The 11,088-nt window shown below is 57.7% G+C and carries 11 protein-coding genes and 5 pseudogenes; all 16 read left to right on the top strand.

Features of this window, described 5'->3' with window-relative positions:
* The first annotated feature begins 733 nt into the window (after window positions 1-733).
* A complete protein-coding gene (gene ltrA / locus IVA82_RS19745) occupies window positions 734-1,993 on the top strand; it encodes a group II intron reverse transcriptase/maturase (RefSeq protein ID WP_247382422.1) in 1,260 nt (419 codons plus the stop codon).
* Between the two features lie 260 nt (window positions 1,994-2,253).
* Window positions 2,254-2,446: pseudogene (nifT, locus tag IVA82_RS19740) on the top strand (putative nitrogen fixation protein NifT); the annotation flags it as partial.
* A gap of 380 nt (window positions 2,447-2,826) precedes the next feature.
* A complete protein-coding gene (locus IVA82_RS19735) occupies window positions 2,827-3,042 on the top strand; it encodes a hypothetical protein (protein ID WP_247382423.1) in 216 nt (71 codons plus the stop codon).
* Between the two features lie 87 nt (window positions 3,043-3,129).
* Entirely contained in the window at window positions 3,130-3,258 is a 129-nt protein-coding gene (locus tag IVA82_RS48560) for a hypothetical protein (RefSeq protein WP_256469675.1), read from the top strand.
* 360 nt (window positions 3,259-3,618) lie between these two features.
* A pseudogene (locus IVA82_RS19725) lies at window positions 3,619-4,803 on the top strand (NifB/NifX family molybdenum-iron cluster-binding protein).
* A 12-nt stretch (window positions 4,804-4,815) separates the two neighbouring features.
* Window positions 4,816-5,037, top strand: a pseudogene (locus tag IVA82_RS19720) (ferredoxin).
* A 655-nt stretch (window positions 5,038-5,692) separates the two neighbouring features.
* Complete coding sequence (locus IVA82_RS19715) at window positions 5,693-5,986, top strand: hypothetical protein (RefSeq protein WP_247382420.1); 294 nt, start codon at window positions 5,693-5,695, stop codon at window positions 5,984-5,986.
* Window positions 5,983-6,297, top strand: coding sequence for a nitrogen fixation protein NifZ (locus IVA82_RS19710; protein WP_247382419.1), 315 nt, complete (start codon window positions 5,983-5,985; stop codon window positions 6,295-6,297). Before IVA82_RS19715 ends, IVA82_RS19710 begins: the two co-directional genes overlap by 4 nt.
* Entirely contained in the window at window positions 6,294-6,533 is a 240-nt protein-coding gene (locus IVA82_RS19705; RefSeq protein WP_247382418.1) for a nitrogen fixation protein NifZ, read from the top strand. The genes IVA82_RS19710 and IVA82_RS19705 overlap by 4 nt, the downstream gene beginning before the upstream one ends.
* A 15-nt stretch (window positions 6,534-6,548) precedes the next feature.
* Complete coding sequence (locus IVA82_RS19700) at window positions 6,549-6,902, top strand: DUF3024 domain-containing protein (RefSeq protein WP_247382417.1); 354 nt, start codon at window positions 6,549-6,551, stop codon at window positions 6,900-6,902.
* Between the two features lie 33 nt (window positions 6,903-6,935).
* On the top strand, window positions 6,936-7,205 hold the full coding sequence (locus IVA82_RS19695; RefSeq protein ID WP_247382416.1) for a DUF6129 family protein: 270 nt from the start codon (window positions 6,936-6,938) through the stop codon (window positions 7,203-7,205).
* 561 nt (window positions 7,206-7,766) lie between these two features.
* Window positions 7,767-7,985 carry a hypothetical protein gene (locus IVA82_RS19690; protein WP_247382415.1) on the top strand — a complete coding sequence of 73 codons (219 nt, stop codon included), beginning with the start codon at window positions 7,767-7,769 and terminating at the stop codon, window positions 7,983-7,985.
* 1,251 nt (window positions 7,986-9,236) lie between these two features.
* On the top strand, window positions 9,237-9,416 hold the full coding sequence (locus IVA82_RS19685; RefSeq protein ID WP_247382414.1) for a hypothetical protein: 180 nt from the start codon (window positions 9,237-9,239) through the stop codon (window positions 9,414-9,416).
* A 429-nt stretch (window positions 9,417-9,845) separates the two neighbouring features.
* Window positions 9,846-10,223 (top strand): hypothetical protein, encoded by a 378-nt coding sequence (locus tag IVA82_RS19680; RefSeq protein WP_247382413.1) that lies wholly within the window; start codon window positions 9,846-9,848, stop codon window positions 10,221-10,223.
* Between the two features lie 514 nt (window positions 10,224-10,737).
* A pseudogene (locus tag IVA82_RS48995) lies at window positions 10,738-10,806 on the top strand (ArsR family transcriptional regulator); the annotation flags it as partial.
* 72 nt (window positions 10,807-10,878) lie between these two features.
* Window positions 10,879-11,088, top strand: a pseudogene (locus IVA82_RS48990) (hypothetical protein); the annotation flags it as partial.

Genomic DNA, 11,088 nt, shown 5'->3' with positions numbered 1-11,088 from the left:
ATGGCATTTGCCATCGCTTCACCTCCACCGATCAGCTCATGCCAGGCTGTATCGCAGGCGAACCTCGCGATGGCGAGGTGGGGGCCTCATGCCGGTTACGCTCAATCGAGCCATCGCATGTCCTGCACGCCCACGACGTGTCGTGGGTGAAGGCGTGAAGTTTTGTCCGAGAGCCGGATGCGGGGTGTGCTGCAGATGCACACGGAAGGGGGTTTGCAGTGAACAACTGACCGTGGGGATAAGCTGCGCGAAAGATGAGGGCGGGCCCCTCGGGATCGGCTTTCAGGAGCAGGTCCCAAACCAGTCCAAGCTGCTGCGTTCAAAAGGCGTGGTGGTGAGCGTTGGATCAAAAGTCCGAATGAAATTCGGGCAGGTGAGCATTCGAGAGACGAGCGTGAGCAAACCCTCAGTGACGCGCCGAAAGGCTTTAGACACTGCCAAAACCAGAGGCGCTCGCATCCTCTGGGATAAATCTGTCGGTTACCTGGTTACTGGGCAGATAGCAGTCGGCGTATAGGGGGCGTGAAGCGGATGCAGGCTTTCGTGTGGAACTGCAGGAACCAGTCCCTGGATGCCAAGGGAGAAGCTGAAGCGGCCAAAACTGCGAGGCGAGAGTACCGAAGCCAGGGCCTGGGGCGGACCGACCCGTACTAGCGGTGAAGGCCCCGTAATCGGGCCGGAGCAAAGGGGTCGGGTCAGGACAAATCGTATTGACGTACCAACTGGAAACAGGATGACGACGACGATCACGACAAACAAGCCGTTTCATATCGATAAGAAACGTGTGTACGACGCTTACAAAGCGGTCAAATCCAATGCGGGTTCGGCCGGTGTGGATGGACAGACGATCGAGCAGTTCGACTCCGACTTGCAGAACAATCTCTACAAGCTTTGGAATCGGATGAGCTCGGGAAGCTACTTTCCTCCACCGGTGCGCGCCGTCTCCATTCCCAAAAAGGCTGGAGGCCAGAGGATTTTAGGTGTGCCAACCGTAGCGGATCGAGTGGCCCAGATGGTTGTCAAACAACTCATTGAGCCGGACTTGGACCCAATATTTTTGGCAGACTCCTATGGCTATCGGCCGAGAAAATCGGCACTCGATGCTATCGGCGTCACGCGCAAGCGGTGCTGGAAATACGACTGGGTTCTCGAGTTCGACATCAAAGGTCTGTTCGACAATATCGACCACGAACTTTTGCTACGGGCTGTCCGGAAGCACGTGACGTGCAAGTGGGCGCTGCTCTACATCGAACGATGGCTGACGGTACCTATGGACAAGGATGGAATAATTATCGAGCGAACCCGCGGCACCCCTCAGGGTGGCGTGATTAGCCCTATATTATCCAACCTTTTCCTGCACTACACTTTCGACCTCTGGATGGGACGGGCGCACCCCGACCTCCCATGGTGTAGGTATGCAGACGATGGCCTAGTGCACTGCCGGAGCGAGCAAGAAGCGGAAGCCCTAAAGGCCGAGCTACAAACTCGCCTGGCAGAATGCGGGCTTGAGATGCACCCCACCAAAACCAGGATTGTCTACTGTAAGGACAGCCGGCGGAAGGGGAGCTATTCGAACGTCAAGTTTGACTTCCTTGGCTACTGCTTCCGGCCGCGACGGGCAAAGAACTCACAAGACGCCTCGGTGTTTTGCAGTTTTCTGCCTGGGGTCAGCGCTTCGGCGCTGAAGTCTATGCGGGCGGCAATCCGGGATTTGAACCTCCGAAGACGGACCCATGTGTCAATGGCTGACATCGCTCGGCAGCTCAATCCACTCCTGCGGGGGTGGATTGAGTATTACGGTCGATTCACGCGGGCGGCTCTGGGGCCAATCCTTCGATACGTCAATCAGACAATCGAGGCTTGGATGATGCGGAAGTTCAAACGCTTTATGGGTCGCAAGGCCAAGACCGGCCGCGTTCTCGAACGACTATCTCGCGAACGTCCCGGGTTGTTCGCACACTGGAAGATCGGCATACGCGGCTCGTTCGCCTGATGGGAGCCCAGTGAGGCGAGAGTCTCACGCTGGGATCTATGAGAGGCCGGCGGTGAGATTCCGCCGGCCTACTCGACAGATTGGGGCTTGCCGGAGAAGAGCCTGCACGGCGCGCTGCGCTTGTCCCTGTCGCGTGAGACAACCCTCGAAGAGGTCGACCAGGTCGTCTCCGTACTGTCAAACATTGTGGCTCACCTGCGCGCCAACTCGCGGGAGGCTAAACCACCCAAGTATGCATCGCGGTCCAGAAAATTGACCTCATGAAACTCTTGAGTCGCCGCTCTCTTGATGCGGGCCTTTTGCAAGAAAGATCTCGAAGAGCCGATCGTGGAATCCGAGTATGAAACGCTCTGGGGCCGTTGGATCAGAATGGCCAATGGCTGGATGCTCGATCTGCCCGAGATGGCGAGCGACACGCCGCTCCCGATCACAATAAATGCCAGGACGCGGGGGAAGACAGGGGGACTGATGAAGGCGCTCCCGCGAATTGAGTTTGTCAACGCAGCCGACGCGAAGGCGATTCTTACTGATCTTGCGGTGAGGATGAGAGTTCAGCATTGTTCCGTATCTCGGAACTGGCCTCGCCGAGTTGATCGGACCAGATATGCCAATGACACAGGAGGCCTTCTGCCTTCTCCAGCAAATGCGCTACCGCGCCAGGCCAAAGGCAACGTCTGGGCGCCGGCGCAGAATGTCGAGAGCGACACACATCGCTCCACCGTGACGGCATTGATGGTCCAGGCGTTCGCCCGCCGGTGGAGCCGACACCACGGCATCATCATCTAGCATCCTTACCACTGCCTGTGATAGTCGACTCTTGGTACGACGGCCCGATGCGGACGGCACTCGGTACGCGCGACGGATGGGGTGAGGTGCAAGGTATCGCGCGCTCCGGCATCCACGTCGATTGCTGGTATCCAATTTACGATCCCGCGGGCCAAGAGGTTGATCATGCCTCGGCGGCCCATTGGCCTACTGTGCTGCGCAAGCCGCACGGCAGCGTGCTGCCGGTCAAGAGCTTACTGACGCTGATTATGTTGAGGTTCTGACTGAAATCGGCATCCAGACACCAGTTCCCAACCCCATCAAGGAAAGGCGGAACGGACGGAGCTTCCTCTTCTTCGGCTGTCGCTTCAATGATCGGCTTTGCTGGTTGTGCGCGGCAGATCACCAAACGCTCGGCTGAAGTCCATTGCGCGATCGTCGATCCGCAAGCACTCTCGCGCAACGAACTCTGCTTTCTGGTCGAGCAACACCGACACTGATCGCGATATGGCTCCCGCACGCGATAGAGATGTTGAGCGCCAAGTAGCGGCGCAAAGTGGGCTGCTCGCCGCGGTCCGCTAGTAGGGAGAGGTCGCATCGCAAACGACCGGTGCGGGTTGGGAGATTTCACGCGAGCTCAATGAGAACCCAACGGCCATCTCCGTCACAATTGCGACGCCTGTCGCATTTGCGACGTGTGAACTGTCGCTGACGCGTGCACAACTGTGCGGATCACGTCTAGCTAACTCATTCACAGGGCGAAAATGCCATCGCCATCCGAGATGGCACGCGAGTTGCTAACTCTCGTTCTGTGGCCGCTCAGGCTGGTCGCCATGGGCACACTTGGTAGAGAATTGAATATGAGCGCTGTTGCCGGACGCGGAAAACATGTCAAAGATGCTGAGGATAGCGGCGGGATGCGGGTCATCGCCGATTATAAGGGTTCCCGGAGCTCTTCGAAGAATGGCAAAGGGAGCTATGGGTCACAGGCTGCCACAGGCGATCTGCCGTCCGAAATCTGGGACAAAGTTAGGACTCATCCCTGCTATAGCGAAGAAGCTCATCATCATTACGCTCGCATCCATGTCGCAGTAGCGCCGGCTTGCAATATTCAATGCAACTACTGCAATCGTAAGTACGACTGCGCCAATGAATCGCGTCCGGGTGTTGTTACTGAGAAGCTCACTCCTGAGCAGGCGGCGAGAAAGCTGCTCGCGGTCGCCACCAGAATTCCACAACTGACTGTGCTCGGTATCGCCGGCCTCGGCGATGCCTTGGCCAATCCGAAAACGACTTCTCGTGCCACTGATCTCCGCGCCCGAGCACGGCACAGCATTCGGGCTCAAAGGCCAGCGAGGCCCGACAGCGCAGGAATTGGCGGCGCTGCAGGATGCTTGTGAAGGTCACATAAAGATGATGCGGCATTGCCGCCAGTGCCGCGCTGACGCCGTCGCCTGCTCGGAGATGATCGCAGCAGCGAGTTCACCATAGAGAAGGTCATGGCCATGGACGTTCAATATGACCTCGAGACGCGCAAGGCTTATCAGGCCAAGATTGAGGATGAGCCTGCGGCGAGGATCACGACCAGGCAGAAAGAGTTAGCGGAACTCGCTGGCGAAATGAGCGAGGTCAAGCTTCTGGCCGCGGTCGCAACCAAAGGCTCGGGCCTCATTAATGAGCATTTTGGGCATGCTAGGGAGTTCCAAGTATACGAACTCTCGACATCCGGCGTCAAACTCGTCGGGCACCGTCGTGTCGACGTTTACTGCCAGGGCGGATATGGCGAGGAGGATCGGCTTGCGGGCATCATCCGCGCCATCAACGACTGCCATGCTGTATTCGTGGCCAAGATTGGTGGCTGCCCAAGAGACATTCTGATCAATGCTGGGATCGAGCCGGTCGATCAATACGCGCACGATACCATCGAGAAATCGGCGATCGGCTGGTTCAGGGGCTATCTCCATAAAATCAAGAGCGGTGAAATCCGGCACGTCAAGCGCGGCGACGCCGCGATGCGGCAAGAACCGCTGACCTCGGTCGCGTAAGAGGTTGTATCGATGCCATTCAAGATCATCGCCTCGCAATGTACGAGTTCCTCGGCTTGTGAACCCTTATGCCCGAATGTTGCAATGTCGGAGAAGGCCGGAATCTTCGTAATTGAACCCAAGAAGTGCACCGAATGCATCTCTATTTTGACGAGCCGCAGTGTGTCGCTGTCTGTCCAGTTGAAAACACCAACGTTCGACACATCAGTGCCGCGTTACCAGGCGCCTGCCTAAAGGGGGTGTGCTCGTGAACTTCATGCCGAGCTCCGTCACTGCAAAGTCGCGAGTATCGCCGTGTGCATTGACGGCGCCGCAGGCGTCGACTTGCAATTTCCTGTCATGGCCATGGATTACTCAGGATCGATCGCCAACATCGGTGCGTAGGCGGCGCCGCGGGCCCCATAAGAAAGTCATGGAGCGCAACGGTCCAGAGTTGCGCCTCGATGCCGAGCGCCCACTAAGCAGCGCTGTCATCGATTTGACCCACGCCGCTGTGCTGACGGGCCTGTTCTTCGCCGAGCCAGGTGCACCGCCTTGCAATGTCGAAGCGTCCACCTGTCAGAGGAGGAAAGCTGCCCATGAACCTGGACCCAGTCATTCCACTATCAGGCAGCAAGGGAGCGTTGGTCGCGCACACGCGGCTCGACGAAGGTCTGCTACCCGAAGCCGAGGATCAGCAATGGCAGACCGGGCTCTTCTATCATCTGGACGGAGTGGCCGAAAACACCTGCTCGAAGCAGAGACGTTGGCCTCTGTCCCGATCGAGCTCTACCGCTTCGACTTCTACAGACTCGCTGGGCTAAGACGTCGGAGGTGGCAAAGCTCTGCATTTTATTGCGGCTGTTGGATCGGGACGCAGCGCATCGCGCCGCGCCGGCTTGGCTGGCTGATGAATGATGAGGCCATTGAGTTTCGCCGCATGGTGGCACGACCTATGCGGCTGCTTGCCATGGTGAACGACCCCGACACCTCCGTGCACCTCGAGTTTGCGCAGCGACTTTCACCTCATTCGGTAACCGCTCTGAACCGCGAACCTGAACGGCATGTCCGCTACGAAGTGGCGATTCGCCTCGCGGATGACGAGTCGGCATGTCTCATCGCAGACGAGGACAATATGCTGCCGAAGAGCACCTCTGCTCGCGTCTCCGTGCGCCCTGCAGGTTCGCGAGGGGGCGGTGCATGAACATGATCGTTCGCGACAGTGATGTGGTCCAGCTAAGCGGGCCGCCCGCGTTCAGCTTCGGCGAGAAGGTGCGGGCCAGCAGTACCATCCGCAATGACGGCACCCTTCGCGGCAAGGAGATCGGCGAGATTCTGGCCAAGAAGGGCGACGTGGGTTATGTCGTTTCCATCGGCACGTTCCTGCAGAAATTCTATATCTACGGTGTCGAATTTCTTGAAAGTGGCTACCGCGTCGGCATGGGGCGCAACGAGCTCGACCCGGTCGACGAGGGCGTAGATGATCTGCCATTGCCGGAAGCGGCTGTGTCATGACAGAGCCGCGCGTTCCAAAATATCGATCGGGCCAGCGCGTGAAAACCGCAGTCAATCTCATCAATGACGAGTCAGTTGCCATCGCGCCGCCTGATGGGATCCTGGTCGGCGCCGGTGCTATCGGCGAGATCGTCCGGGTCGCGATGCATACCGAAGCGAGCGTGCCGATTTATCTTGTAGACTTTGGTGAGCGGCTGGTCGTTGGTTGTCTTGAAGAAGAGATCACAGTCCTTTGAGGGGATGTTCTCGCAATGAGAGTGTCGAGAAAGGTGCCGGTCGGGCTGATCCCGCATCCGAACGAGCTAGATCGCAAGCGGATCGAACGTGCTTTGATCTCGCGCAAGCACTATCGCTATGTCTCGCCGAGTGTAACGCCGGTAAAGGCTGGCTATCTCATTGAGAGTCCCTGCTGCTCGCGCAATATCGACAACTATGGCGGTCAGATCGATGTCGCGCTATTTCATTACGATGCCGTGAGCGGGATCTGGAAACTGTTCTTCAAGAATCATGCGCGAGGAAGCTGGAAATTTTACAGCATTTTCCACCGGCTTGCGTCGGCGATCGACGAATTGAACACGGATCCCGAGCGGCTGTTCTGGCAGTGATGCTCATTTTGCAGCAGTCATATAGGAGCCACAATGGCGCTCGCCACAGAACAATTGATCGAAATCGAACGCCTGCTTGCGACAGCTAACACAGACACTAGCGCCGTTGCTGACCTAAGGCGCCGCTTTCCGCAGCTCACCTTGGTTCGATGTGATGCGTCGGATGTGACGCAGCAGCCATTCCGGCGTCTTCCGCAGTTTGACCTGCATCTAATCGATGGATCGGACCACTGCATGCAGATTACGGCCGATCAGGCGCGAGCGACTGGATTGGTGCTGGCTAGAAGGCATGTTGCGCAGTGATCGGCACTGGACCCGCAGAGAATCGCCTCGATGACGCGGAGGCGGTGAATGCAATTCCGCTCTCGGATCCTGATATCATTGTAGCCGACTCTCTGCCGTCGAAGCGCTATTGTGTTCGCAGCGAATTTCTAGTCGGTCGACGACTGAGACGCTCGAACCAGCTTTCGCGGTCTATGTTGGCCGCAAGTATAGCGTTGCGGTTCCAAGCGCACGATTGGGCTCCTGCTTGGCCTGAAGGCGCTCGGTATCGAGCGGACCAAGAGGTAATCGCCTCCTCGTATTCGTTTCTCAAGCCGTCCATGCCATCAATCTCGCGGACGCACGGGCGGAGTTTGCCGACATCGACTGTTGGTCCGAAACGAGCTCACGGCAATGCCGAAGAACGTATGAGGCCTAACACACGGGCGATTATCGCCGCCAACCCGAACGGGCCACCCGGCACCAATGCAGGTGCGAAGTTCAAGTCGCGGCGCGGGGTCCACCCCAAAGGGGACGAAACTGAACACGTCACAATCGAGCAGCCCACCGGTCTCTAAACCTGGCAAAAAAAACGGGAACGATATGAATCCGCAGATCATCATTCACGTCCGCTTCGCCCCGAATGGCAGGGTGATCCAGATCAGCGAGCGCCCGGCGAGGCTCACGCCCGACCAATGGTTTGATGTTCTCAAGGCCCGAGCCGGCTCTGCCTATCGCCCACTGTCCCATGGTCGTGGCGTTTTTCGGTTGACCCGGGCCGCAGTTGATATCTTCAAGCAAGAAACTGTGACGCTGGCATGAGCGAAGAGATCATCGATATCGTGGCTAGCCACGAGATTGAGGTGTTCGCAGGCTGTCCAGCCGATGCGATCGAGCGGGTGGCGCCAGGGCGTACAGTCTGTCGCGGATCGAAGACATCGGCGAGGGCCTGCCGGTTACAATTCTTGTGATCCTGACTTCCGGCAATGATACTATTTCGATTATGTCAATCGTTGCTGGCACGACGGAGTTTGGCTTAAGATCGGTCACTGTGGGTTGTTCTCCCCGGGTCGGTCATGATTCAGATACAACGGCACGGTGCGACCTTGGAGGTCGACAGTGGGTTTGCATCGGGGCCCCGTAATGGACACGCGCTTAGATCGGTTGCACTCCACGCTGTAGTCGACAGTTGGGTCCGAGTGTCCGGGGGTCCGTATAGTCGCGATCCGTCGGCTTTGCGAAACACCCACGTGCCAGTCTCGTTCCTCCGACAACCGATCGACAGGCCTCGTCCGATTGATACCAAGACGGGCGTTTTGCGCACCGGCTTGTCCAGCCGCGCACTGCGGCTTTCGAGCGTCTTATCCCTGATGCGCCTGACCATCGCCGATGCCTCAGCTTCATTCCGAAAGTGTCCAGCCGGAGTCCAGGGGACAAGGATGTATACGGGACTGATACTGGCGGACGCCAGCGCACTCGAATCCTTGAGACGCCCGGCAATTTGAAGATCTCTATAATAGGGCGTCGTGTCCTTCTCTCAGCTGAACAAGAACAAACTTCGCTCAGAAGCATGCCTTGGCCGCGGGAGGAGCCCATGGGAGAGAGACAAAAGCTCGCTAGCGTTTCTTTCCTGCGGAGCCTTTAGCGCCCTCTGCTTTTCGAAAGCTGTACAAGCGGAAGACACCGCTCAGCATATGTTAGGTGAATCATCCCGTTCACGTCGCGATACGCGAGAAACCGACAAGTCTGAGTTGGCAGCTGATTTAGACGGTTGCGTCTTACAAGGGATATTTTCCCAAAATTACCCAGATGCTGAGTCCGGGCGCCAGCGACCAATGCGACCTCATCTGGAATAATCACGATCGGGGCAGGGCCGCGCCTCATAAGGTCGAAGCAGGACAGTTCGAGTCATCTCCAAAATGCTGAGCGAAAAACACCGCGTATCCACGGACGACCGCTGGGATAAAGTTCTATCGCTCCGATCTCATCGGCAAAGGCTGCCGCAGAGCCGGAATGATCTCGTGGGATTGCTCATGCCCTGCATCGGAAGAGAAAAGTGAAGCGGGTTATGGCATGGGCTACACCGACGCAGCCTTTTGTTTCTGGTGGACCCTCTGGAACAATAACTACGAAGTCTTCGCAGCAGATGGCTGGACGCCCGATGATCAGTTCGGCCTTTCGGTTGCAGGCGGCGAACACTGCGAGGGCCATTCTCGGATCCTATTATCTGTTCGAGGCATCGAATGTTCTTGATGACCTGAGCGAGCCGAAAGACATCTGACCGTCAAGAACATCTGCTTGTTAGACGCCTGCTCATGCCAAATGCAAGGAAATGCGCCTATAGCCGCCTCTTCCCAGTCGCACCGGCTTTCACGGAAACCGGAGTTCTTGCCCTTGAGGGGCAGCGCCGCGTGCTCGAATGCATGATCGACGAGCGCGTCGATGGATCTGCATTCTGGCTCATTGTTCCGAGCAGTTCCTGTTATCGGAGCAGGAGTGCGATATATTGGTTGATTTGTCCCTGGCTCATGTGGGTAGTCGCAAGGCGGTCATGATCACATGCAAACATTTCAGCACGCAATTTGCAATCGAGCGCGCCCGCTATGCGGCCGCGCGTGGCGCAAGCCTTCTGATGCTGATGCCGCCCTACCACGGCCTGAGCCTCAACGCAGACGCGCCTCGATGCTCGATCGTTTCGGCCGTATCGCAGATGCGGCCAAGATTTCGATCCTGGACCTGAATGCGCTGCTCAGTGGCGTGACGTTAACAATGTCGTTTCTGGTGCGCCTTGCCCGGGAGATGCCGCGCTTTAGTTATTTCAATATGGAGGTGCCGTTTGCCGCGGCGAAGCCGCGGACGTTGACTGACGCCGGAGGAGAGGCAATCCTAGGCCCCTTCGACGGAGAGGAAGCCATTACAATGATGCCAGATCTCGACGCTGGTGCGAGCGGGACGATACCGGGCGCGCTGCTTCCTGATCTATTGCGTCCAGTGATCGATCATCACACGACGGGACGCAGGCGGGAAGCCGCCCTGCCTATGGAAGAGTGCTGTCGTTAATCCGTTTCGAGAACCGCCAGGCCTGCGCGCCGCCACGGGCGCGACGTGACATAGCTAAAGGAAATTCACCCCGCACTAGCTCGCCCGCGAGGTCAATCCAATGGCGCTCCATTGGTGACGCTAAGCCGCCCACATGTCCGCTTCCGCCAGGGATCAAGAGAGGTGCGGTACCGACGAATTCACCTCCACAAACAGCGCCGTGAGGAAAAGAGCTTTAGCGGCTTATTGGAATAGGAGAGGCGACGCAAGCCGACCGGGCGCGCACGAGGCCGGAACCGGTGGTTGGCTGTCCCCGATAAGGTTTGAGCCTTTCAATTCGTCAGTGCGCGCATTGTCGGCTGAAGACGTACATTCGTAGAGGTGCTAGGGAGGAGGTTTGGAGATGACCGGGACGCTCAATGGGACTACGTCGCATGCTTGGACGAGGCGGTCGCGCTCGAGAGTCCGCAATGCAGCCATGGAAATCGACAAAATCGATGCTCGTCTTCTTGATCTCGTTTAACGCAACAATCGCCTAAGCAGTGAAGAACTCGGCGCGAAAGTTGGTCTATCTGCATCCGGAGTTCAGCGCCGACTAAAGCGCCTACGAAAGGAGTACGTGATAGAATCAGACGTCTCAATCATTTCGCCAAGCGCGATCGGCCGAAACGTGACTATGCTGGTCCTCATTTTCTTTGAGCGCGATCGCGCCGAGATTATTGATCGCTTTAAGCGGGGGATCCGCACTATGACGGAGGTGATGAGCGGATTTTACGTCGCGGGCCAACGATCACCCCGCAGGGCTTGGCCGGCCGCGCGGCGATCTCCAAAGGCGTCGTTTGTGCCGGCGAAATACGCTCGGACTCGCCAGCTGTCCCGCCACCGC

The organism is Bradyrhizobium sp. 142 (assembly GCF_023074015.1).
GTDB lineage: Bacteria > Pseudomonadota > Alphaproteobacteria > Rhizobiales > Xanthobacteraceae > Bradyrhizobium.
The sequence above is the reverse complement of the archived record's forward strand: the minus strand, read 5'-3'. Positions and strand labels throughout refer to the sequence as shown.

What these genes read in the sequence shown, in the direction of transcription:
- IVA82_RS19700 (WP_247382417.1), top strand. Translation starts at nt 6,549, where the DNA reads ATGAGAGTGTCGAGAAAGGTGCCGGTCGGGCTGATCCCGCATCCGAAC.
- IVA82_RS19680 (WP_247382413.1), top strand. Translation starts at nt 9,846, where the DNA reads ATGCTCGATCGTTTCGGCCGTATCGCAGATGCGGCCAAGATTTCGATC.
- IVA82_RS19695 (WP_247382416.1), top strand. Translation starts at nt 6,936, where the DNA reads ATGGCGCTCGCCACAGAACAATTGATCGAAATCGAACGCCTGCTTGCG.
- IVA82_RS48560 (WP_256469675.1), top strand. Translation starts at nt 3,130, where the DNA reads ATGATCGGCTTTGCTGGTTGTGCGCGGCAGATCACCAAACGCTCGGCT.
- IVA82_RS19705 (WP_247382418.1), top strand. Translation starts at nt 6,294, where the DNA reads ATGACAGAGCCGCGCGTTCCAAAATATCGATCGGGCCAGCGCGTGAAA.
- IVA82_RS19710 (WP_247382419.1), top strand. Translation starts at nt 5,983, where the DNA reads ATGAACATGATCGTTCGCGACAGTGATGTGGTCCAGCTAAGCGGGCCG.
- IVA82_RS19690 (WP_247382415.1), top strand. Translation starts at nt 7,767, where the DNA reads ATGAATCCGCAGATCATCATTCACGTCCGCTTCGCCCCGAATGGCAGG.
- ltrA (WP_247382422.1), top strand. Translation starts at nt 734, where the DNA reads ATGACGACGACGATCACGACAAACAAGCCGTTTCATATCGATAAGAAA.
- IVA82_RS19715 (WP_247382420.1), top strand. Translation starts at nt 5,693, where the DNA reads ATGAATGATGAGGCCATTGAGTTTCGCCGCATGGTGGCACGACCTATG.
- IVA82_RS19685 (WP_247382414.1), top strand. Translation starts at nt 9,237, where the DNA reads ATGGGCTACACCGACGCAGCCTTTTGTTTCTGGTGGACCCTCTGGAAC.
- IVA82_RS19735 (WP_247382423.1), top strand. Translation starts at nt 2,827, where the DNA reads ATGCGGACGGCACTCGGTACGCGCGACGGATGGGGTGAGGTGCAAGGT.